Origin of the sequence: Paenibacillus naphthalenovorans, from assembly GCF_900099895.1 — a bacterium.
GTDB lineage: Bacteria > Bacillota > Bacilli > Paenibacillales > NBRC-103111 > Paenibacillus_G > Paenibacillus_G naphthalenovorans.
The window spans coordinates 1-19,929 of record NZ_FNDY01000033.1; the positions used below are offsets into that span (position 1 = coordinate 1).

The 19,929-nt window shown below is 54.4% G+C and carries 20 protein-coding genes and 8 tRNA genes; 24 read left to right on the forward strand and 4 right to left on the reverse strand.

Going from position 1 to position 19,929, the window contains the following annotated elements:
• The first annotated feature begins 116 nt into the window (after positions 1-116).
• From BLT35_RS21565 to BLT35_RS21600, 8 genes are all read left to right on the forward strand, one after another.
• Positions 117-204 (forward strand) — tRNA-Ser (locus tag BLT35_RS21565).
• Between the two features lie 12 nt (positions 205-216).
• A tRNA-Met gene (locus BLT35_RS21570) sits at positions 217-293 on the forward strand.
• Between the two features lie 47 nt (positions 294-340).
• Positions 341-416, forward strand: a tRNA-Val gene (locus tag BLT35_RS21575).
• A 6-nt stretch (positions 417-422) separates the two neighbouring features.
• Positions 423-498: transfer RNA gene (locus tag BLT35_RS21580), tRNA-Thr, on the forward strand.
• Positions 499-510: 12 nt separating this feature from the next.
• Positions 511-587, forward strand: a tRNA-Asp gene (locus tag BLT35_RS21585).
• Positions 588-750: 163 nt separating this feature from the next.
• Positions 751-826 (forward strand) — tRNA-Phe (locus tag BLT35_RS21590).
• A gap of 14 nt (positions 827-840) precedes the next feature.
• A tRNA-Tyr gene (locus tag BLT35_RS21595) sits at positions 841-926 on the forward strand.
• A gap of 8 nt (positions 927-934) precedes the next feature.
• Positions 935-1,010 (forward strand) — tRNA-Lys (locus BLT35_RS21600).
• Positions 1,011-1,127: 117 nt separating this feature from the next.
• On the opposite strand, the gene BLT35_RS21605 is transcribed toward BLT35_RS21600, so the two are convergent.
• Genes BLT35_RS21605 through BLT35_RS21620 form a run of 4 tightly spaced genes read right to left on the reverse strand, consistent with a single transcriptional unit; the run spans position 1,128 to position 5,040 of the window.
• Positions 1,128-2,696, reverse strand: a complete 1,569-nt coding sequence (locus BLT35_RS21605) for a GMC family oxidoreductase (protein WP_074729708.1) — start codon at positions 2,694-2,696, stop codon at positions 1,128-1,130.
• The gene (locus BLT35_RS21610) at positions 2,693-3,289 is read right to left on the reverse strand and encodes a gluconate 2-dehydrogenase subunit 3 family protein (RefSeq protein ID WP_074729709.1); all 597 of its coding nucleotides are present in this window, start codon (positions 3,287-3,289) and stop codon (positions 2,693-2,695) included. Before BLT35_RS21610 ends, BLT35_RS21605 begins: the two co-directional genes overlap by 4 nt.
• A gap of 8 nt (positions 3,290-3,297) precedes the next feature.
• Positions 3,298-3,690, reverse strand: a complete 393-nt coding sequence (locus BLT35_RS21615; RefSeq protein ID WP_062410082.1) for a hypothetical protein — start codon at positions 3,688-3,690, stop codon at positions 3,298-3,300.
• Between the two features lie 21 nt (positions 3,691-3,711).
• Positions 3,712-5,040 (reverse strand): nickel-dependent lactate racemase family protein, encoded by a 1,329-nt coding sequence (locus BLT35_RS21620; RefSeq protein WP_174351618.1) that lies wholly within the window; start codon positions 5,038-5,040, stop codon positions 3,712-3,714.
• A gap of 146 nt (positions 5,041-5,186) precedes the next feature.
• Here BLT35_RS21620 and BLT35_RS21625 point away from each other — a divergent pair, with 146 nt between their 5' ends.
• From BLT35_RS21625 to BLT35_RS21700, 16 genes are all read left to right on the forward strand, one after another.
• Positions 5,187-6,281, forward strand: coding sequence for a PucR family transcriptional regulator (locus tag BLT35_RS21625; RefSeq protein WP_074729710.1), 1,095 nt, complete (start codon positions 5,187-5,189; stop codon positions 6,279-6,281).
• A 91-nt stretch (positions 6,282-6,372) separates the two neighbouring features.
• Positions 6,373-7,497: an ABC transporter ATP-binding protein gene (locus tag BLT35_RS21630; RefSeq protein ID WP_062410080.1), complete on the forward strand. Its 1,125-nt coding sequence runs from the start codon at positions 6,373-6,375 to the stop codon at positions 7,495-7,497.
• 144 nt (positions 7,498-7,641) lie between these two features.
• A complete protein-coding gene (hprK, locus tag BLT35_RS21635; RefSeq protein ID WP_062410079.1) occupies positions 7,642-8,583 on the forward strand; it encodes an HPr(Ser) kinase/phosphatase in 942 nt (313 codons plus the stop codon).
• A 47-nt stretch (positions 8,584-8,630) separates the two neighbouring features.
• Positions 8,631-9,671 (forward strand): prolipoprotein diacylglyceryl transferase, encoded by a 1,041-nt coding sequence (gene lgt, locus BLT35_RS21640; RefSeq protein ID WP_062410078.1) that lies wholly within the window; start codon positions 8,631-8,633, stop codon positions 9,669-9,671.
• Positions 9,649-10,296 (forward strand): pyrophosphatase PpaX, encoded by a 648-nt coding sequence (ppaX, locus tag BLT35_RS21645; RefSeq protein ID WP_074729711.1) that lies wholly within the window; start codon positions 9,649-9,651, stop codon positions 10,294-10,296. Before lgt ends, ppaX begins: the two co-directional genes overlap by 23 nt.
• A 3-nt stretch (positions 10,297-10,299) precedes the next feature.
• Positions 10,300-10,815, forward strand: coding sequence for an acyltransferase (locus BLT35_RS21650; RefSeq protein ID WP_074729712.1), 516 nt, complete (start codon positions 10,300-10,302; stop codon positions 10,813-10,815).
• A 296-nt stretch (positions 10,816-11,111) separates the two neighbouring features.
• Positions 11,112-12,317, forward strand: a complete 1,206-nt coding sequence (locus BLT35_RS21655) for an ATP phosphoribosyltransferase regulatory subunit (protein ID WP_074729713.1) — start codon at positions 11,112-11,114, stop codon at positions 12,315-12,317.
• Positions 12,318-12,333: 16 nt separating this feature from the next.
• On the forward strand, positions 12,334-12,975 hold the full coding sequence (gene hisG / locus BLT35_RS21660) for an ATP phosphoribosyltransferase (protein WP_062410074.1): 642 nt from the start codon (positions 12,334-12,336) through the stop codon (positions 12,973-12,975).
• Between the two features lie 44 nt (positions 12,976-13,019).
• Positions 13,020-14,309, forward strand: coding sequence for a histidinol dehydrogenase (gene hisD, locus BLT35_RS21665; protein ID WP_054819195.1), 1,290 nt, complete (start codon positions 13,020-13,022; stop codon positions 14,307-14,309).
• On the forward strand, positions 14,257-14,913 hold the full coding sequence (gene hisB, locus BLT35_RS21670; protein ID WP_217437490.1) for an imidazoleglycerol-phosphate dehydratase HisB: 657 nt from the start codon (positions 14,257-14,259) through the stop codon (positions 14,911-14,913). Before hisD ends, hisB begins: the two co-directional genes overlap by 53 nt.
• Before the next feature lie 3 nt (positions 14,914-14,916).
• Complete coding sequence (gene hisH / locus BLT35_RS21675) at positions 14,917-15,537, forward strand: imidazole glycerol phosphate synthase subunit HisH (RefSeq protein ID WP_074729714.1); 621 nt, start codon at positions 14,917-14,919, stop codon at positions 15,535-15,537.
• Between the two features lie 81 nt (positions 15,538-15,618).
• Positions 15,619-16,347, forward strand: coding sequence for a 1-(5-phosphoribosyl)-5-[(5-phosphoribosylamino)methylideneamino]imidazole-4-carboxamide isomerase (hisA, locus tag BLT35_RS21680; RefSeq protein ID WP_074729715.1), 729 nt, complete (start codon positions 15,619-15,621; stop codon positions 16,345-16,347).
• Positions 16,348-16,414: 67 nt separating this feature from the next.
• A complete protein-coding gene (gene hisF / locus BLT35_RS21685) occupies positions 16,415-17,173 on the forward strand; it encodes an imidazole glycerol phosphate synthase subunit HisF (RefSeq protein WP_062411077.1) in 759 nt (252 codons plus the stop codon).
• Positions 17,170-17,865, forward strand: coding sequence for a bifunctional phosphoribosyl-AMP cyclohydrolase/phosphoribosyl-ATP diphosphatase HisIE (hisIE, locus tag BLT35_RS21690; RefSeq protein ID WP_062410069.1), 696 nt, complete (start codon positions 17,170-17,172; stop codon positions 17,863-17,865). Before hisF ends, hisIE begins: the two co-directional genes overlap by 4 nt.
• 93 nt (positions 17,866-17,958) lie before the next feature.
• The gene (hisJ, locus tag BLT35_RS21695; protein ID WP_062410068.1) at positions 17,959-18,774 is read left to right on the forward strand and encodes a histidinol-phosphatase HisJ; all 816 of its coding nucleotides are present in this window, start codon (positions 17,959-17,961) and stop codon (positions 18,772-18,774) included.
• A 114-nt stretch (positions 18,775-18,888) separates the two neighbouring features.
• Positions 18,889-19,839, forward strand: coding sequence for a ribose-phosphate diphosphokinase (locus BLT35_RS21700; protein ID WP_062410067.1), 951 nt, complete (start codon positions 18,889-18,891; stop codon positions 19,837-19,839).
• Positions 19,840-19,929: the final 90 nt, after the last annotated feature.

The window sequence follows — 19,929 nt, forward strand, 5'->3', positions numbered from 1 at the left end:
GTGGAGCTGACGAATACTAATCGGTCGAGGGCTTATCCAAAAAGCACATGAAGATGATCAGCGGCTTGGTTTCGATCCAGTTTTCAGGGCGCAAGTCTTGAGTTTTGTTCAAGCTTGGAGAGATACCCAAGTGGCTCAAGGGGACCCTCTGCTAAGGGGTTAGACTGCGTAAGTGGTGCGAGGGTTCGAATCCCTCTCTCTCCGTTGGCTAACTGTGGCGGCGTAGCTCAGCTGGCTAGAGCGTACGGTTCATACCCGTAAGGTCGGGGGTTCGATCCCCTCTGCCGCTACCATTTTTTAAATTGATTTATAAAGCTTCGATATGCGTTTATCGAATGATGGAGGCTTAGCTCAGCTGGGAGAGCATCTGCCTTACAAGCAGAGGGTCGGCGGTTCGATCCCGTCAGCCTCCACCATCATATGCCGCTGTAGCTCAATTGGTAGAGCAACTGACTTGTAATCAGTAGGTTGGGGGTTCAAGTCCTCTCGGCGGCACCAGTATCCTGATGCGGAGCCGTGGTGTAGAGGCCTAACATGCCTGCCTGTCACGCAGGAGACCGCGGGTTCGAATCCCGTCGGCTCCGCCATGATATACATCCTGTAAGGGATGAGAACCCATTAGGGTTCGTCGGAGCTTTAACCTCGTTAGCACTGCATCGCAGTCTCGAGTGAAACGAGAGTATCCCGTCGGCTCCGCCATGATTTACAAAGATTAGACCTGATCTATAGATGACAAGCTATAGTACATAAGGCTCGGTAGCTCAGTCGGTAGAGCAGAGGACTGAAAATCCTCGTGTCGGCGGTTCGATTCCGTCCCGAGCCACCATAGGCTTTTAATCCGGAGGCTTAGCGAAGTGGCCAAACGCAGCAGACTGTAAATCTGTTCTCTGACGAGTTCGGTGGTTCGAATCCATCAGCCTCCACCAGTTCATAAGAGCCATTAGCTCAGTTGGTAGAGCACCTGACTTTTAATCAGGGTGTCGTAGGTTCGAGTCCTACATGGCTCACCATTTGGTGACCGTAGAGAGACCTTTAGAAGGTCTCTTTTTTGCATTTTGTAAAAGTTACTTGACGATTCAAACGATTCGCTCCCCCTTACATTTTCAAGCAATAGGCATGAGAACGGGCTATAATTCCCTGAGGTTGGCTTTTTCTTTAATGTAGTCGGCTGTACGGGAAGCCAACGCCATGACCGTATTCGTCGGATTGCCGGCACCCGAGGTAACAAAGATACTGGCATCACAGATGAACAAATTTGGAATGTCATGCGTCTGACCGTAGGAGTTGACCACGGAGCTCTCCGGGTCCGACCCCATGCGGCAGCCGCCCATCAGATGGGCGGTATCGGGCACGACGAACTCCGGCCTTCCGCCGGCGGCTTTAAGAATGTCTTTCATTGTACCTACGGCATGATCAATAAGCCGCTTGTCGTTATCGCCGTAGCTGAAGGTGACTTTGGCCAGCGGCATGCCGTTTGAGTCCTTGCATTCGCTCAGGGTGACGGTGTTGCCGGGGTCGGGCAGTACTTCGCCGACCATGGTAATGCGCGCATAGGCGTTATAGTCGAGCACCGCTTCACGCAGACGTGTGCCCCAGACCGGGCGGCTGCCGCCCGACTTGGAGATGCCCTGGGCAAAGCTCAGCGGCCTGACTCCGCGGGCGTGCAGCGTGTAGCCGCGCGTGACACCCCCGGTTAGATGATAGAAATCCTGCGTCGTCGCAAGTACCGGCGTTCCTTTGTACAGCCGCACATCGTGATCGAACCGCGCGTAGACGTCGTTGCTGCTGTGCGTCATGAACGCTTTGCCCACCCATCCGCTGCTGTTCGCAAGCCCGTTGGGGAACTGCGCATTGGCCGAGTTTAACAAAAGCCTTGGGGTTTCTACGACATACGCGGAGATAATGACCAATTTAGCCCGCTGTTCATAGGTCTTGCCGTTATGAACGAAGGTGACGCCGGTCGCCCTGCCGTCTTTACCGACGTTCACCTGCGTGACCATACAGTCGGGAAGAACCTCCGCTCCGGCCCGTATGGCTTTTGGAATGTGCACGATCAGTGTGCTGAATTTGGCGTTCGGCATGCAGCCCTGTGTGCAGAAGCCGCGGTTAATGCAGGGCGGCCGGCCCTCAAAGGGCGCTGACAGGATGGCGAGCGGGCTGACCACCCAGCGAATGCCAAGCTTCTCGCAGCCTTTAGCGAACAATTGGGCGTTCGGGCTGATCGGATCACGCTCCGGGTACGGATAGGGGCCGTGGAATGATCCCCAAGGGAAATACTTCGGACCCGATACGGCGATTTCTTTTTCCACTTTATCGTAGTAGGGCGCCAGATCCGCGTATCCGATCGGCCAGTCTTCTCCTACGCCGTCAAGCGTCCTAGACTTGAAGTCTGTCTCGTGAAACCGCAAGAAGACGCCGGTAAAATGCACCGTGCCTCCGCCTACCCCTTTGCCGGAATTGTTGTGCCCCATCTGGAGCGGGTCTGCACCATCTACAATGCGCGTATCCTGCCAGCCCAGCTGCTTCATGGCCAACTCATCGCTGGCAAAGTCGTGCTGCGGGTCGCGAAACGGCCCTGCATCCAGCACTACGATTCGCATTCCGGCTTCACTGAGCTCCTTGGCCAGAACCCCTCCCGCCGCGCCGGCACCCACAATGACGACGTCCACCGTTTCGTTTTCGTATTTCCGCTTCATTCTTTTTTCTTCTCCTCCTTCGCCTCCCAGGGATCGAGATGTTCCATACGAGCGTAGCCGCGAGGGTAAGCCGGTCCGCCAAATCCGATTTCCGACCATATCTCCGGATGGGAATAATAGGCTTCGATGCTCAAGGAAAGCAGCTTCTGGAAAAATACCTGCTGGGGTACGTCCCGCCACACTTCGTGAGGAACCGCCTCGCCCTGGCTGATCTCTTCCATAAGCTGTTTTTTCTGCTTCTCCTCCAGATGAAAGAAAAGCTTCGTATGGATGGACTGGCATGCGGCTTCCAGCGCCTGCAGACCCTGGCGAACCAGCTCTTGGACTGGAGGAATCCCGGGCTTGCGCTGGCTTTCCTCTCCGGAGGCCAGTGACCGGTCGATGTGGCCGAGCACGAATTGTATGATCTCCGGACGGGCGTCATCCATTAACAGACTGCACCATGCTCTCAGCATTTCCGCTTCCACCGTTGTGAGGAAGGTATGGCCCCCGAAGGTTTGCAGCCGGGAGTTAACGATTTTTCGCGTATGTTCATCCCATTCATGCTGTTCGTTCATCACATTGTAAGAGGGGTAGCGGGTAAGACGTTTCATAGGCTGACTTACCTCCAATAGTAAGCGATCAGGCCCAGCACGCTGATCGCGATGTACATCATAGGCATGAGGACAGGCGGGCCGACCAGAAAATTGCGCATGCTGTAGCCGCCTACACGCAAGCCTACGCCGTGAAAATGATAGTAGAAGCCGGCGGTGCCGGTCAGAACGCCGAACCACATCAGGAAAACAAAGACAGAAAGCAGCCAATCCGGGCGGGATATGGCAATCCATATCGCTGCCAGACTGTAAATTGGCGATGAAATGACAGGAGACCACATCGCTTTGTGATGGAAGTTCTGGCGGTAATGCGATAGCGTGACCTGTACCCACACGGCCAAAAAAGCCAAGCCGACAAATAAAAATACAACGCGCTCCAAGGGCCAACCGGTCCAATTCATAGGAATCGCCTCCATGTGAGATTAAGCTTGGGGCCGGGGTTGCCCGGGAAAGGTTAAGGAACCGAACGGCATGACGGCCAGTTCCAACGGGGATGTCTTCGACAGATCTTTCAGAACCGTTTCCAGATGATCCGCCGGATGGAAGCCCAGAAGCTCCGTCATGTGACGGGGGAGGGAAGAATGCAAATACACCGGATGGCTGTTGAGCACTTCGTCTACGTGCAATATTTTATGGGCGCCGAGCACAAAGTGCTGTTTCAGCTTGGCCGTCATCCGCGGCCGGTCCGATATCGTTTCGACCCAGTACTGAAACATGCCGTTGCCGAGTCCCTCGGAAAGCTCCGCCGCCATCAGGATCGGCCCTCCCGGCTTGGTAAACGCAGCGGCATTGCGCAGAGCTTTTACCGCTTGATAGAGCTGCCGGTCTTTAGGATCCCCTCCGGGAGATACAATGACGAGATCGTACCGCTTGCGAACGGGATGCAAGAAGCGGGCGGAGGCAAGAGCTGCGCCGGTTCGATGAGCCGAGTGCACATTCCCGGCTACCGCGTCCAGAACATGCCTGTCCATATCGACGATCACGTTGAGAAGAAAATGAATGGGAACGAAGGCATGAGCTTCCTCGAGATCGCGGTGAATCGGATTATCCGGATCCCCAATCGCCGCGCGGTACTGCAGAGACAGTCCGTGATTGTGCTCGATACAGGACTGCGAGGCGACGCCGGGAATCAGTGCTTTCACCCCGCCGGAGACGCCGACCAGGGCATGAGGCTCGATGTTGCCCGTCGCGATGCGAAGCGGCGCTTCAACCACCCGCCGGTTGATTTCCACCGGCGTGCCGTGCGAGGTCGTTCCGACATGCACGCAATCCTCAGGCAGAGCGGAATGATTGTACACCCTAATTCTTTGGTATACGGCCTCCCCCACCAATTCCCGCAGTTCCTCTTCGGTATGCTTCCGATGAACGCCGAGCGCCACGATGATATCGATTCCGTCGTCTTGAATGCCCGCGGATCGTAGCTCTTCAAGCAAAGGTTCCAACAGCAGCGGAGTCGGACAGAGCCTTGTGCCGTCGCTGACCAGAATGACCGCCCGGCTGTGTCCGGCCGCCAGTTCCCGAAGTCCGGGCGAGTCGATCGGTGCCTTAAGCGCTTCCCGGATCAGATGTAAAGAGCGGTCACGCCCTGCGCATGGCTGCTCCTGCATGTAAGTAATCGTCTCGTAAGAACAGGCCGGGGGGATTTCAAAAGAAACAGTTCTCGTACCGTAACGCAAGCTTGGAATGACCTTGCCCTCCTTCGATATTGGCGGGATAGCGTCCGAATGCAGACTCTTAAAAATTATTTCCATATTGCAATAAATTATCCTGAATGATGGAGCGCCAAAGTACGGACATTGCGCCCTTTTTATTTTTACGGCAGTGCAGTTATGCTACAATATAGAACAGCGAACGAAGTAATCTTCATCATTATTTATAGAAGGTTGGGAGCCAGGACATGGATTGGGAACTGTTAAGGGAGCGGCTCGAGAAGACGTTGAACGTTCCGGTAAAATCGGCCAAATGGTCATGGGACGACTGGCGGCGCGATGCGCAGGAAAGCGGAGCGGGGAGCTTGGCCAAGGGTGAGGAAGTGTACTTTTTCGTGCAAAAGGAAGGGCAGGACGCCCGGCTCTTTACGGTGCGGGAGGATGCGGTCACTCCGGTGGAACGCCGGCTTGTCGAGCTGATGCTGGAAGCGTGGAATGTCCGGGACAAAAAAAGCCCGGTAACCGTGAGTGAATTGGAGCGCAAGGCGGGACTGGTACGCGAATGGTTCCGGGAGCAGCAGGAGCTCGGATTGGTCCAGGCGGAGATGCCGGATACGCTGGTGTCCCAGCTGGGGTTGTATTCCACCAAAATTCCGCTGCTGCTGTACGGCGATTATACGACGGCCCGCCGCGTGCAGTATCTTGAGCTGAAGAAGCTGCTGGAGTCGTTTTTTGATGCCGAAATCACATTGATTCCTTTGACAGATAAAGAATGGCTCATGCTGGCGCCGGAAAACATCCTTTCTATAGATGACAAAGAGGATCGCGACCCTGATGAAGAAACGCAGGAGGATCTGCTTGCGGCGGTGGGCTATGGATTGCATGAAATGCTGGAGAATGAATGGGTGGGGGAGTGTCACCTGGCTGTCCATTACCCGATTCTTCCTTCAAAAGAGCTTTATGCAGCTATATTGCAGCTGCGGGAGACGATGATGCTGGGACGGACGTATCATGTTGGCAGCACTACGCATTTGCCATGGGAGCTTCAGCTTGAAAAGCTGGTGCATCTGATCCCCGATGCGGAGAAGGCCGGTTTTTTGGAACGCGCCGCCCAACGTCTGGACCTGGCGTTCGATCCGGAGACCCTAACGACGCTCGAGCATTTCTTTCAGCTCGACTGCAACGTCAGCGAAACGGCCAAAAAGCTGTATATTCACCGGAACACACTGCTGTACCGGCTGGACAGATTCAAGCAGGAAACGGGATTGGACGTTCGGACCTTCAATCATGCGGTGCTGGTCAAAATCGCTATGCTATTGTACAAAGTCACGAAAAGAAAGTGATTTTTTTGTGAAGATTGTGCATAGTCAGCCTGCGGTCAGGTACGGTATGATTTAACCATATCACGATACTAACTCGCAGGAGGAATTAATCATGGCAGGTGTACGTTTAAACCACGTCGTTAAAAGATATCCTGGTGCTGAAGAAGCAACGGTGAAGGACTTTCATCTTGATATTAAAGACAAAGAATTTCTTGTTCTCGTAGGCGCTTCCGGCTGCGGTAAGTCAACTACGCTTCGCATGATCGCCGGTCTGGAAGAAATTACGGAAGGCGAACTGTATATCGGCGACCGTTTGGTGAATGACGTAGCACCGAAAGACCGTGACATCGCGATGGTTTTCCAATCCTACGCGCTGTATCCTCACATGAACGTGTATCAAAACATGGCATTCGGTTTGAAGCTCCGTAAATTCAAGAAAGCCGACATCGACGCCCGTGTACGCGAGGCGGCCAAAATTCTCGACATCGAGCATTTGCTGGATCGCAAGCCGAAGGCTCTTTCCGGCGGTCAGCGTCAGCGTGTTGCCTTGGGTCGTGCGATTGTCCGCGAGCCGCAAGTGTTCCTGATGGACGAACCGCTCTCCAACCTGGACGCCAAGCTGCGCGTACAGATGCGTGCTGAGATCAGCAAACTGCACAAACGTCTTGAGACGACCGTGATTTACGTAACGCATGACCAAACGGAAGCCATGACCATGGGCGACCGGATCGTCGTTATGGATAAAGGCGTTATTCAACAAGCGGCTACGCCGGAAGAAATCTATAACCATCCGGTGAATATGTTCGTAGCAGGCTTCATCGGTTCCCCGTCCATGAACTTCATCAACGGCGGATTTGTAGATCAGGGCGGAAGCTTGCATTTCAAAACTACGGGTATCGATGTAGAGGTGCCGGAAGGAAAAGCAAAAATCCTGCGTGAAAAAGGTTATGTAGGCAAGGAAGTCGTAATGGGCGTTCGTCCGGAAGATTTTCACGAAGAAGCCATCTTTATGGAAGCTTCACCGAACAGCATCGTGAACTCCTATATCGAGGTGGCCGAGAACCTGGGTCATGAAATGTTCCTGTACCTGAACGGTATCGGTACACAAAGCGTCGTAGCCCGTGTAGACGGACGTTCAGGCCTTAAAGAAGGTTCGAACGTGAAACTCGCTATCGATATGAACAAGGTTCATTTCTTCGATAAAGATACGACTGCTTCCATCCTGCTTCATTCCTAATCGCAGCAATGATTCAAAAGGTCAGCCCTGATGGGCTGGCCTTTTTTTGAATCTTCGTGAACGAAAGGGCAGCTTCTTCCGGTTGATTTATGCGCGGGATTTCGTTAGGATGAGAATATTGGGATAAAAAGGAGAAAGAGCACGATGCCGAAAAAAGTGAAAGTATCCGATTTGGTGAAGGAGTTCCATTTGGAAATCATTTGCGGCGAAGAAGGGCTAAAGCGTCCGATTACAACAGCCGATTTATACCGGCCGAGCTTGGAGATGGCCGGCTATTATGAATTTCACCCGCACGATCGGGTCCAGATTCTGGGAAAGACGGAGCTTACCTTCTTTGACCGCTTGTCTTCCGAGGAACGGATGGATCGGATGCAGAGGCTTTGTTCGCCGGAAGAAACGCCATGTATCATTATCAGCCGCGGGATGGAGGCGCCGATTGAGCTGCTCGCGGCGGCAAACGAACATCATATTACCGTGATGCGGACGAATCTGGCGACGACCATCCTGGCCAGCAGACTGACGGGATTTCTGGAGAACCGGCTTGCGCCCTCGACGACAATCCACGGGGTACTGGTTGATGTGTACGGGATTGGTATGCTGATTTCCGGCTCCAGCGGCATTGGCAAAAGTGAGACGGCTTTGGAATTGGTCAAGCGCGGTCACAGGCTCATCGCCGACGATGCGGTGGAAATCCGGCAAACGGCAGACAATCAACTGATCGGGAACGCTCCTGAGCTGATTCGGCATCTGCTCGAGATCCGCGGGATCGGAATTATTAATGTGATGACGCTGTTCGGGGCAGGCGCCGTAAGGACGGCAAAGAAAATTTCGGTGGTCTGCAAGCTGGAGATTTGGCAGCAGGATAAACAGTATGACAGGCTGGGTCTGGACGAGGAGACGACGCGGATTATCGATACCGACATTCCGCTGGTTACGATCCCTGTACGACCCGGACGTAACCTGGCGGTCATCATCGAAGTGGCGGCTATGAACTACAGGCTGAAGCGAATGGGATATAATGCCGCGCTGCAGTTTACAAATAAGCTTACAGAGTCGCTGAACGAAGATATGGACGATTTGGAATAGAATTGTACTGCTCATCATTAGGAAGGTAAGTGGAAGGGAGTTTAAGCATGTTTCTTGCGATAAATCCGATTGCGTTCTCCATCGGTCCGTTGAGCGTTCGCTGGTACGGTATTATTCTGGGTACGGCTGCTCTGATAGGGCTGGTGCTTGCCATACAAGAGGGGAAAAGGTTCAAGATGTCCCCCGATTTTTTTATGGACTTGGTCCTGATCGGAGTGCCGTCGGCTATCATTGGCGCAAGGATTTATTATGTAGCCTTCCAATGGGACGATTATAAGGACAATTTGTGGGATGTGTTCAAAATATGGGAGGGCGGCATTGCCATTTACGGCGCACTCATCGGGGCGATCGCTGCTGCGTTTTTTTATGTTCGGCGTAAAGGGTATTCATTCTGGCGAATCGCCGATATTTGCGCCCCGGGGTTGATTGTCGGTCAAGCCATCGGCCGATGGGGAAACTTCATGAATCAGGAAGCGCACGGCGGGCCGGTGACGGAAGCCTTCCTGCGGGAAAATCTGCATCTGCCGGACTGGATCGTGAATCAAATGCTGATCGACGGACGGTATTACCATCCTACCTTTCTGTACGAATCGGTATGGAACATCGTGGGGCTTCTTCTGCTGCTCGTGCTGCGGAGACAATCGTTTATGCGGGCGGGAGAGCTCTTTTTAAGCTATTTCATCTGGTATTCGACTGGGCGTTTTTTCATTGAGGCGCTGCGGACCGACAGCCTTGATTTCACGGGACCGGCATGGTTGGCCGAGCTGATGAACGGGCTTTGGTCCCCGATGCAGCTGCTTGGCTTCGAGCAGGGCTACTTGACCTATGGCGGCAACGTGCGCATATCTCAGCTGTTGGCCTTGTTGATCGTTCTCGCCGCCATTACACTGATCGTGGTCCGCCGCCGGAGCGGGGCCGCTGCGGCACGTTACTCAGATCCGATTTATCGGATCGGGGAAGAACCGGATCGATCCGGGGCGCCGGTCTCTGACGATACGAAAGCAGGCGGTGCCGAGACGACGGCCGGTGGTCATAGTCAAGACGGCAAGACGAAGGAGCAGAAGAATGATTCGAACCATACTGTTTGATTTGGATGGAACCATTATCGATACGAATGAACTGATTATTCAATCCTTTCTACATACGTTTGAAGGGGTGGGGCCTGAACCGCTGACGCGTGAACGCATTGTTCCGAACATGGGACGGCCGTTGATCGAACAGATGGTGTATTTCTCCGGAAGGGAACAGGTGGAAGATTTGGTGGCCAAGTACCGGGAATTTAATATCAGCCGCCATGACGAGCTGGTTAAAGAATTCCCGTATGTGCGGGAGACATTGGCGCGGCTGCATGCCGCGGGAGTGAAGCTGGGCGTGGTCACGAGCAAAATCCGCCGAACGACGGAAATGGGGCTTAGGCTGACCGGCATGTTCGACTTGTTCGGTACGATTGTGACCGTAGATGATGTGACAAAGCCCAAGCCAGATCCGGAAGGCATCCGCAAGGCGCTGCGTGACCTTGAAGCGGACGCCTCGGCTGCGATAATGGTCGGCGACAGCCACTATGATATCGAAGCGGCGCATCAGGCAGGCATTCGTTCTGTGGGTGTTTCCTGGTCGTTGAAGGGGATAGATTATTTAAAGCGGTATGAGCCGACCTATATCATTGACGATATTCGTGAAATTTTGCCGCTTGCCGGCGTCGAGGGGAAGTAGCCAGTGAGACAAACGGACAGGTATCCGGTAGAAGGGCCGAACTCGCTGTGGCAAATGTACAGCACGATCAGCCGATGGAAGGCCGTTCGCAATTTTATATTCATCCAAATATCCAGATATACTCCTTCCCTGCCGCTGAAGCGCTGGATTTACCGCCGGGTGCTGGGGATGAAGGTGGGGGAGCAGGCTTCTTTCGCGCTGATGGTGATGGTGGATGTCTTTTTTCCCGAAAAGATTGAGGTAGGCGACAATACCATTATCGGCTATAACTCCACCATCCTGACACACGAATATTTAATCAAAGAGTATCGGCTTGGGCGTGTACGCATCGGTTCCCATGTAATGATCGGCGCCAACACGACGATTTTACCGGGTGTCACGATAGGGGATCATGCCGTTATTGGGGCGGGTTCGGTGGTCCATAAAGATGTGGCTCCGTACAGCTTCGTAGCGGGTAATCCGCTGCGGGTGATCCGTGAGGATGTGCGGAAAGAGCCGGTTTCCTTAAATATGGAATAAATTTCATCCTGCGGGAGAAGGGCCGGTTTCCCCAATGCGGCTCCTTCAACCGGCAATCGATAACAGTCAGGGGAAGTTGGGAGCCGAAAGCCGTTGGCTCCCTTCATTCATTATAAGCAGATGGCATCCGAACCTGTTTCCCGATCATTGACGAATCGGGGCTTCCGTGGTAAACTAGCGAGTGTCTTCTTTATCTTGGTAGTATGGTAGCACATTAGCGGACTAAAGTAATAGATGGATGACTCAAAGATGAACCGAATCCAATATCATTTAATGAATAGTAAGGGTGAAGACCGATGTCCAAACCGAAGGTGTTTGAAAAGCCGACAGGCGTAAAGGACTATCTCCCCGAGGCGGCGGCGGCGCTACGCGGCATTGAGTTCAAAGTGCTGCAGTGTATGGAGCGCTGGGGATACAGAGAAATTATAACGCCTACTTTGGAATATTACGATACGGTTGGAGTCGCGAGCTCCACGGAAGATAAAAAGCTGTTCAAACTGCTCGACCGCAACGGAACAACGCTGGTCATGCGATCGGACATGACAGCGCCGATTGCCCGTGTGGTATCCTCGCTGCTGAGGGAACATCCGTTTCCTCTGCGCCTGTCGTATCATGCCAATGTTTTCCGGGCCATTGAAGCGGAAGCGGGACGGGATGCGGAGTTTTTCCAGACCGGTGTAGAGCTGGTAGGCGACGATTCGAGCGAATCGGATGCGGAAGTGATCGCGCTGGCGGTGGCGTGCCTGCAGGCTGCCGGCGTGAAGGAGTTCAAGATCGCCCTTGGCCATGTGGGATTCTTGAACGGATTGTTCCAGGAGATGCTGGAAGGGCGTCCGGATGCTCAGCGGGCGTTGAAGGACTGCCTCCTGAGCCGCGATTACGTAGGTTATCGGGAGACGATTAAAGCGCTCGGGCTGCCGGCAGAGGTGCAAAAGAAGCTGGAAGGCGTTCTTCGTCTGCGCGGCGGGCAGGAGATTTGCCGTCTGGCGCAGCAAGTGACGCATGATCCTGTAGCCGAACGTGCGATCGCTCATTTGTGTGAGATATGGGATGTGCTGAAGGCTTATCATGTAAGTGAGCATGTGTTAATCGATCTGACGATGATCGGAGATTTCTCCTATTATACAGGCATGACGTTTGAAGGATATGCCGCAGATCTTGGTTTTCCCGTATGCAGCGGCGGCCGCTATGACAATCTACTGTCGCAGTTTGGACGTCCGGCGCCGGCCACCGGATTCGCGCTGAAGACGAACCGCATTTTAGAGGTAGTCGGGAAAAGCGCATCAAGCGCAACGGCAAGGAGAGTGCTTGTCGCTTACACCGCCGAGCATCGCGAAGCGGCGCTTAAGGAAGCCTTGGCGCTGCGTTCACGCGAAGGGTTGATGGTGGAGACCAAACTGCTGGATCATAAGGACGGACTAAAAGACAAACAGCCGCTGGATGACGGAGCCTTCCGCGTACAGGGGACGGTCTATCAGGATGTCTTTGAGTTTGTGAAGTAAAGGAGGGGCGATACGCATGCAGGATTTATTAAAAGTAGCGATGCCCAAAGGGCGTATCTATAAACAGGCCTCCAAGCTGTTCCGCGAAGCGGGCTTAGCGATTCCCGAGGATGCGGATGACTCGCGCAAGCTGATTATCGCCGTACCGGAAGCGCGGATGGAATTCATTATGGCGAAGCCGGTCGATGTACCCACTTACGTCGAGTACGGCGTTGCAGATATCGGAGTTGTCGGCAAGGATGTGCTGATGGAGGAAAACCGGGATGTCTATGAGCTCCTGGATCTCGGCATTGCGCGATGCCGCATGTCCGTGATCGGGCTGCCGGACTGGAAGCCTGTGCTGAATCCCCGGGTAGCGACGAAATACCCGAACGTGGCTTCGCAGTATTTCCGCGAAAGGGGACAGCAGGTCGAGGTGATCAAGCTGAACGGCTCCATTGAGTTGGCTCCATTGATCGGATTGGCGGACCGGATTGTAGATATGGTGGAAACCGGCGGAACGATAAGGGAAAACGGTCTGGCAGAGCACGAGCAGATTTTTGAGATCACAAGCCGCTTGATTGCGAACCGGGTAAGCTACCGGATGAAAAATGCCGCTATTCAAGGGCTGTGCGATCGGCTGCAGCCGGTGATCGCCGCGGTGACGGCAAAGGGATAACCATCCCATCATCCGCAACGAATTGTCAGAAGGAGGCAGGGAACATGAGAATTATGCCTGCATCGAAATTTTCACTGAAGCGGGAGGTCGAGTACGGCTCCCCCGAGCAGAACGAGAGCGTCCGGCAGATCATCGAAGAGGTGCGCCGCGACGGGGATGCGGCGCTGCGGAGATTCGCGCAGCAGTTTGACGGTGTCCGCGTGGACGAGCTGCGCGTGACGAAAGAGGAGATCGAGGCCGCTTACAACGAGGTGGACGAGGAGTTTTTGTCGGCCATTCGTGCGGCCGCAGTGAATATTCGAAAATTCCATGAGAAGCAGATGCGTTCCTCGTGGATGGATTTGCAGGCCGACGGCACCATCCTCGGCCAAGTGATCCGTCCGCTGAGGCGGGTCGGCTTGTATGTTCCGGGCGGTAAGGCGGCTTATCCTTCTTCGGTGCTGATGAATGCCATTCCTGCACAGGTCGCGGGAGTGCCGGAGATCGTGATGGTGACCCCGCCGGCCACCGCAGGGGCTGTGGGCATCAACCCGCATATTCTGGTAGCGGCGGCGGAAGCGGGCGTCGGCGAAATCTACCGCGTGGGCGGAGCTCAGGCCGTAGCTGCGCTCGCTTATGGGACGGAGTCGATCCGAGCCGCGGACAAGATCGTCGGGCCGGGCAATATTTATGTAGCTCTGGCCAAGCGGTATGTGTTCGGCGCCGTAGATATCGACAGCATTGCCGGGCCGAGCGAAATTGTCGTGCTGGCCGACGATAGTGCGGATCCGGCCTACGTAGCTGCGGATCTGCTCTCTCAGGCGGAACACGACGAGATGGCCTCGGCCATTCTGATCACGACATCGGAGCCGTTGGCCGAAGCGGTCCGCGCAGAGGTGGAACGCCAGTTGAACGAGCTGCCGCGGCGTGAGATCGCCGCGAGATCGATTCGCGATTATGGCGCGATTCTTACGGTATCTGACCTTGAAGAGGGGATTGATGCAGTCAATCGCTTGGCGCCGGAGCATCTGGAGATTATCGTGCGGGAACCGTTTCAATATTTAAGCCGGATCGAGAATGCGGGAGCGATCTTCCTTGGGCCTTACAGCTCCGAGCCGGTAGGCGATTATTTTGCCGGACCGAACCATGTGCTGCCGACCAATGGCACGGCACGGTTCTCGTCACCGCTTAACGTGGACGATTTCATAAAGAAGTCGAGCGTCATTTATTACAGCAAGGAAGCGCTGCTGCGGGACGGCGGTCAAATTATTTCGCTCGCCCGTCATGAGGGGCTGGATGCACATGCGCGGGCAATTCAAATTCGTTTGGAGAAAGAAGGGAATACTCGTGGCTGAACAAGACTTTCAGGCAGCGGGGCGCCGGGCTGAAATCGCGCGCAAAACGAATGAGACGGACATTAAACTGGCTTTTTCTGTCGACGGTTCGGGCGTATCCGAGATCGAGACCGATGTACCGTTTTTGAACCATATGCTCGATTTGTTTACGAAGCACGGCCAATTCGACCTCAGGGTGGACGCCCGGGGCGATGTGGAAATCGACGATCACCATACGGTAGAGGATATCGGCATCTGCCTCGGACAGACGCTGCGTGAAGCGCTGGGCGACAAAAAAGGAATTAAACGCTACGCAAGCGTGTTTGTTCCGATGGATGAAGCGCTGGCTCAGGTGGCGATCGATATCAGCAACCGTCCCCATCTGGAATATCGCGCCGAGTATCCATCGGCAACGGTGGGCAGCTTCACGACGGAGCTGGTACATGAGTTTCTGTGGAAATTTGCGCTGGAGGCCCGGATTACGCTGCACGTTATCGTGCATTACGGGCACAATACGCATCATATGATCGAAGCGGTCTTTAAGGCACTTGGCCGCGCTCTGGACGAAGCGACCAGCATCGACCCGCGCGTGCAGGGCGTTCCGTCCACGAAAGGGGTACTGTAAGCCATGATCGCGATCATCGATTACGGAATGGGCAATCTGCACAGCGTCCGTTCGGCGGTGGAGCGTCTTGGCTACAGCGCCTTGGTGACGGCGGACGAGCGCGAGCTGCTGGATTCGGAAGGAGCCATCCTCCCCGGTGTAGGCGCGTTCGGCGATGCGATGGAGCATCTGCGCAATGCCGGGCTGGATGAAGCGGTGAAACGTTACGCGCAAAGCGGAAAGCCTCTGCTGGGGATCTGCCTTGGCATGCAGCTGCTGTTCAGCAGGAGCGAGGAATACGGCGTGCATGAAGGATTGAACCTGCTGCCGGGCGAAGTCGTCCGCTTCCAGGGCAGCTTCAAGGTTCCGCACATGGGCTGGAACAAGCTGTCGTTCAAGCAGTCGAATCCGCTGCTTCAGGGTTTGGAAGAAGGCCATGTGTATTTCGTCCATTCCTACCATGTGCTTCCCGAGCGGAAGGAAGACCTGCTTGCGACGACCGATTACCATCAGGAGGTCACGGCTATTGTCGGCCGCGGCAACGTGTACGGCATGCAGTTTCACCCCGAGAAAAGCGGGGCTGTCGGCATGCGGCTGCTCGGCAACTTTCTGAATATGTGCGTCAAGAAACAGGCTGCAACGTAGCCAATCAGGCTGCCATACAGCGAAGCACGAATGTCTGATGGCGGCTTGTACCCTATAAGACTCTGAGATGGAGGAACGTCCATGTCTTCATTTGTTATTTATCCCGCGATCGATATTCGCGGCGGCAAGTGTGTTCGTCTGATTCAAGGGGACTATAACCAGGAAACGGTATACAATGAAAATCCGCTAGAAGTGGCCAAGGCCTGGGAATCGCAAGGGGCGAAATGGATTCATTTGGTCGACCTTGACGGAGCCAAGGCGGGCTATCCCGTGAATGACAAGCTGATCGGCGAAATCGCAAAGTCCGTTCAGGTGCCGGTGCAGCTCGGCGGCGGCTTGCGCACGGAGAAGGACGTGGATCACGTGCTTTCGCTAGGCGTATCACGTGTTATTCTCGGTACGGCGGCGATTGAAAACCGTGATTTTGTGAACCGCGTACTCGCGAAGCACGGTGATAAGGTGGCCATTGGTCTGGATGCGCGCGACGGCTATGTCGCGACGCGCGGCTGGCTGGAAACGTCTGCGGTGAAAGCGGATGAGCTTGCCGTGGAGCTGGCGCGGGAAGGCGCCCGCACGTTTATCTTTACGGATATTTCCCGTGACGGCATGATGAGCGGACCGAACGTGGAAGCGATCGTCCACTTGGCCAAGGTGTCCGGACAAACGGTGATTGCGTCTGGAGGCGTCAGCCAATACGACGACTTGAAGCGTCTTGTACAGTACGCGTCCGAGGGAGTCGGCGGCGCGATCGTCGGGAAGGCGCTGTATACTGGCAGCATTAAGCTGGAGGAAGCGCAAAGCCTGGTATAAGCTGATTCAACGATTGCCGCCCGCCGGAGAGCGAGGCGGCTTTACGGCAGAGAAAGGGGTGCGGGGTATGCTGGCCAAACGGATAATTCCCTGCCTTGACGTCAAGGATGGCCGGGTCGTCAAGGGAGTTAACTTTGTGAATTTGCGCGATGCCGGTGATCCGGTAGAGCTGGCTTCGATCTATGACCGCGAGGGGGCTGACGAGCTTGTGTTCCTCGATATTTCGGCTTCGCATGAAGGCCGTGCCACCATGGTTGAAGTGGTGCAAAAAACGGCCGGTGAAATCACGATTCCGTTTACGGTAGGAGGCGGGATTTCCAGTGTGGACGATATGAAGCGGCTGCTAAGAGCGGGCGCGGACAAAATCGGCATCAATACGGCTGCAGTCAAAAATCCGCAGCTCGTGTCCGACGGTGCGCGCCGGTTCGGCTCGCAGTGCATCGTGGTGGCCGTTGACGCCCGATACAATGCCGAATGGGGCGAGTGGGAGGTATTTACACACGGCGGACGGAACGGTACGGGCATCAAGGCGCTGGAGTGGGTAAAGCGGATCGAACAGCTCGGGGCTGGAGAAATTTTGCTCACAAGCATGGATGCGGACGGTACGAAGGACGGCTTTGACCTCCCGCTGACGAAGGCGGTGTCGGAGCTGGTGACGATTCCTGTCATCGCCTCGGGCGGAGCGGGCAGGAAGGAGCATTTTTACGAGGTGTTCACAGAAGGCAAAGCGGATGCGGGGCTGGCTGCGACGATTTTCCATTATAAAGAAATAACGATTGAAGAGGTTAAGGACGACCTTAGAAATAAAGGAGTGGAGATCCGATGAGTGGACAACAAACGTCGGTGGATAACTTGGAAAGCTTGTTAGCGGCGATTAAATGGGACGGAAGCGGCCTGGTGCCGGCCATCGTTCAGGATGCGGCCAGCAAAGAGGTGCTGATGATGGCCTATATGAACAAGGATTCGCTGAAAGCTACGCTGGAGTCGGGCGAAACCTGGTTTTGGAGCCGTTCGCGCGGGGAGCTGTGGCATAAAGGCGCTACAAGCGGGCATATCCAGAAGGTAAAATCGCTGAAGTACGACTGCGACGGAGATACGCTGCTGGTGCAGGTGGACCAAACCGGTCCGGCTTGCCATACGGGACGCTACAGCTGTTTTCAGCACGATGTACGCGTCGGCGTTTTGGCCGGGCAGGCGGAGAAGATAGGGTCTGATGAAGAAGTCGTGAAGGACCGCTTCGCGATGCTGGGCATATTGGAATCCGTCATTGCACAGCGCGATGCCGAGCGTCCGGAAGGGGCCTATACGACCTATCTGTTCGAGAAAGGCGTCGACAAGATTTTGAAAAAGGTCGGCGAGGAAACGGCGGAGGTCATCATCGCAGCTAAAAACCGGGACAACGACGAGCTGCGTTATGAAGCCAGCGATCTGATTTTCCATCTCCTGGTGCTGCTCCGCGAGAGAAAGCTGCCGCTGGATGAGCTGATGAAAGAGCTGGACCGCCGTCACAACAAGTAAATAAGCTTGGGATCAAAGCTCATTGGAAGAACAACCTAACGGCAATTCAGCGGAAGAACATGGAACCGCTGGCCGGGCAAGGAGAATCGCTCTATGCGCATTGATTATCATACGCACCATGTAAGATGCGGCCATGCGTCGGGTGAACTGGAGGACTATGTGCTGAAGGGCATTGAGATCGGACTCACCCAGCTCGGGCTGTCCGATCACATGCCCTTGCTGCACGTAGATCCAGCCGCCTATTATCCCGGCATGGCCATGCCGATGGAAGAACTGCCGAAATATATTGAGGAAGCGTTCATGCTGCGGGAGAAATATAAAGACCGCATTGACATTCGTGTAGGGCTCGAAGGAGACTATATCGAAGGCTACGAGGCTGACATCGAGCGGATCATTCAAGCGTATCCCTGGGATTACGTTATCGGGTCCGTGCATTTTTTGGGTGAATGGGACATTACCGACTACAGGCAAACCGACGGCTGGAAGCAGAGGGACGCCTACGAGGTGTACGAACAGTACTATGATGCAGTAGGTAAAGCCGTCAGGACAGGCTTTTATGATTATATCGGGCATATTGACGTGATCAAGAGGTTCGGCTTCAAGCCGGAGCAAAGCGTGGAGCACCTCGAACGCCAAGTTTTGGAAGCGGTAAAAGCACAAGACATGGCCATCGAGCTGAATGCCAGCGGTCTGCGTATGCCGGTCAACGAAATGTTTCCAAGCCGCCGGATGCTGGAATATGCGCTGGAGCTGGGAATTCCGCTCACGATCGGCTCGGACGCTCACCAGCCGGAGCGGCTGGGACAGTATCTGGATCAGGCGGTGGATCTGCTTCGTGATGTCGGTTTTAAAGAATTAGCCACATTTAAAGGCCGGAAACGGCTAATGATGCCTATTGGATTCCCCTAATATGATGTATAATAGGGTAGTAGCTTTATTAAAATGATGTAAAATACCATTTTTTTCAATACTTGCGGCGTCGTTTGATGACCCACGTAACATAAGCACAAAGCGGAGGTAACCATGTACAGCGACAAAATGAAGATTTTTTCGGGTTCGTCCAACCCGAGATTGGCGGAGCGCATTTGCAAGGAGCTTGATGTACCGCTCGGCCAGATCAAGCTGTCCCGTTTCAAAAGCGGGGAAATCTACTGTCTCTATGAGGAAAGCATCCGGAATTGCGACGTGTTCCTAGTGCAGACCTTTTCCCATCCGATCAATGAGAATTTCATGGAGCTTCTCGTTATGATGGATGCCGCCAAACGGGCATCGGCGAGAACGATCAATCTTGTCGTTCCCTACTATGGTTATTCCCGCCAAGAGCGAAAAGCGGCGCCCCGGGAACCGATCTCGGCGAAGCTGGTGGCGGACCTGCTGACTACAGCCGGTGCGGACCGCGTCATCACCATCGATCTGCATGCTCCGGCCATTCAAGGCTTTTTCAACATTCCGGTGGACCATTTGACGGCACTGGATTTGATCAGTGATTACATTAAGAAGAAAAACATTCCCAATCCGATCATCGTTTCGCCGGATGCGGGACGGGCGACGACTGCAGAGAAAATGGCCAACATTCTTGACGCGCCGTTCGCTATGATGATCAAAAAAAGACCCGCTCACAACGAAGCGGTTATCACGCATGTCATCGGAGAAGTTGAAGGAAGAACCCCGATCATCATTGAGGATTTGATCGATACGGGAACGACGATCGTCAACGTTGTCGAAGGCCTCAAGGAGCGCGGGGCGAACGATGCCTACGTGTGTGCGACACACCCGGTGTTCTCCGGACCGGCGCTGCAGCGTCTGGATCATCCGAACATCAAGGAATGCGTGATTACGGACTCCATCGCCATTCCGGAAGATCATTCGGCCCGGTTCCAAGTATTGTCCGTGGCCACTTTGCTGTCGGATGCCATCAACATCATCATGTCCGGCGGATCGCTCAGCTCTTTGTTTAAATATGGCGGTGTATAACTTATAATACATTTACTGGATGACCCCGACAAACAGGAACTAACAGTTTGGGGTCATCTTGTGGTATACTTAAGAATCAATATTACTCCG

Coding starts and splice junctions, on each gene's coding strand:
- BLT35_RS21605 (WP_074729708.1), bottom strand. CDS start 2,696: ATGAAGCGGAAATACGAAAACGAAACGGTGGACGTCGTCATTGTGGGT.
- BLT35_RS21610 (WP_074729709.1), bottom strand. CDS start 3,289: ATGAAACGTCTTACCCGCTACCCCTCTTACAATGTGATGAACGAACAG.
- BLT35_RS21615 (WP_062410082.1), bottom strand. CDS start 3,690: ATGAATTGGACCGGTTGGCCCTTGGAGCGCGTTGTATTTTTATTTGTC.
- BLT35_RS21620 (WP_174351618.1), bottom strand. CDS start 5,040: ATGGAAATAATTTTTAAGAGTCTGCATTCGGACGCTATCCCGCCAATA.
- BLT35_RS21625 (WP_074729710.1), top strand. CDS start 5,187: ATGGATTGGGAACTGTTAAGGGAGCGGCTCGAGAAGACGTTGAACGTT.
- BLT35_RS21630 (WP_062410080.1), top strand. CDS start 6,373: ATGGCAGGTGTACGTTTAAACCACGTCGTTAAAAGATATCCTGGTGCT.
- hprK (WP_062410079.1), top strand. CDS start 7,642: ATGCCGAAAAAAGTGAAAGTATCCGATTTGGTGAAGGAGTTCCATTTG.
- lgt (WP_062410078.1), top strand. CDS start 8,631: ATGTTTCTTGCGATAAATCCGATTGCGTTCTCCATCGGTCCGTTGAGC.
- ppaX (WP_074729711.1), top strand. CDS start 9,649: ATGATTCGAACCATACTGTTTGATTTGGATGGAACCATTATCGATACG.
- BLT35_RS21655 (WP_074729713.1), top strand. CDS start 11,112: ATGTCCAAACCGAAGGTGTTTGAAAAGCCGACAGGCGTAAAGGACTAT.
- hisG (WP_062410074.1), top strand. CDS start 12,334: ATGCAGGATTTATTAAAAGTAGCGATGCCCAAAGGGCGTATCTATAAA.
- hisD (WP_054819195.1), top strand. CDS start 13,020: ATGAGAATTATGCCTGCATCGAAATTTTCACTGAAGCGGGAGGTCGAG.
- hisB (WP_217437490.1), top strand. CDS start 14,257: ATGCGCGGGCAATTCAAATTCGTTTGGAGAAAGAAGGGAATACTCGTG.
- hisH (WP_074729714.1), top strand. CDS start 14,917: ATGATCGCGATCATCGATTACGGAATGGGCAATCTGCACAGCGTCCGT.
- hisA (WP_074729715.1), top strand. CDS start 15,619: ATGTCTTCATTTGTTATTTATCCCGCGATCGATATTCGCGGCGGCAAG.
- hisF (WP_062411077.1), top strand. CDS start 16,415: ATGCTGGCCAAACGGATAATTCCCTGCCTTGACGTCAAGGATGGCCGG.
- hisIE (WP_062410069.1), top strand. CDS start 17,170: ATGAGTGGACAACAAACGTCGGTGGATAACTTGGAAAGCTTGTTAGCG.
- hisJ (WP_062410068.1), top strand. CDS start 17,959: ATGCGCATTGATTATCATACGCACCATGTAAGATGCGGCCATGCGTCG.
- BLT35_RS21700 (WP_062410067.1), top strand. CDS start 18,889: ATGTACAGCGACAAAATGAAGATTTTTTCGGGTTCGTCCAACCCGAGA.